General features: G+C 48.0%; 1 protein-coding gene. It reads right to left on the bottom strand.

Features of this window, described 5'->3' with window-relative positions; all coding sequences use genetic code 11:
• Window positions 1-1,194 (bottom strand): L-aspartate oxidase (gene nadB, locus A3729_RS15535; RefSeq protein WP_068634051.1); only part of this gene is annotated, 1,194 nt, incomplete at its 3' end.
• Window positions 1,195-1,260 lie beyond the last annotated feature (66 nt).

The raw sequence follows: 1,260 nt of genomic DNA, 5'->3' as shown, positions 1-1,260 counted from the left end.
TGCTGCCTGTCCATAAACGATACATTCAGTCAGGGAGTTGCTGGCCATTCGGTTTGCGCCATGTAAACCCGTGAACGACGCCTCGCCAACTGCATAGAGTTGATTAACATCAGTACGGCTTCGGTGGTCCACCATAATGCCTCCGCAGGTATAATGTGCAGCAGGGACGATGGGAATTGCCTGGTGGCAGATATCGATACCAAACTTCAAGCAAGTCTCATAAATCATCGGGAAGTGAGACTTGATAAAATCATCTGGCTCGTGGCTAATGTCAAGATAAAGATGGTCGGCACCGATACGTTTCATTTCATGGTCAATAGCTCGAGCGACAATGTCACGCGGCGCTAATTCTTCTCGCTTATCAAAACGATGCATAAATCGTTCGCCATTTGGCAGTAACAACTTTCCACCTTCGCCACGTACCGCTTCAGTTATCAAAAAGGACTTAGCTTGTGGGTGGTAAAGGCAGGTAGGGTGAAACTGGTTGAACTCCATATTGGCCACGCGGCAACCACTACGCCAGGCCATGGCAATGCCATCACCGCTGGCGCCGTCAGGGTTGCTTGTGTATAGGTAAGCTTTGCTTGCGCCGCCAGTTGCCAGTACGACGAATCGTGCTTTGAATAGCTCGACATGATCGCTGGACTGGTTAAGTACATAAGCCCCGACGCAGCGATTGCCAGGTAAGAAAAGCTTTTTGTGTGTGATAAGGTCGACCGCAACCCTGTTTTCAAAAATATCGATATTTTCTGCTAACTCTGCCTGCGAACAAAGTGCTGTAGAGATTGCCAAGCCAGTCGCATCGTCCGCGTGAATCACGCGGCGGTGACTGTGACCACCTTCTTTGGTTAGGTGATAAGTGTCTTCTTCAGCGTTGTCCATCTTGGTAAAGTCAACACCCTGATCAACTAACCAGGAGACACTCTGTCTGCCGTTTTCTACAGTCTGCCTGACTGCGTCTTCGTGACATAAACCAGCACCTGCATTAAGTGTGTCTCTGATATGAGACTCGATATCATCTTTCTCGCTGAGCACCGCTGCAATTCCGCCTTGCGCCCAAGGTGTCGAGCCGCTAGATAGACCTGCCTTTGATATCACTGCAACAGATAAGTCTTTATTCAAACCGAGAGCAGCACTTAGTCCAGCGGCGCCGCTGCCAATTATTAGAACATCATAGGTATAGGAAGAAGACATTATCGGTACTCATTCAATAAGTTAACGGCCGCTATTATTTAGATATTGAACTTATTTGTAAATGAA

Source organism: Oleiphilus sp. HI0043 (assembly GCF_001634935.1).
This window is presented reverse-complemented; position numbering and strand designations above follow the sequence as displayed.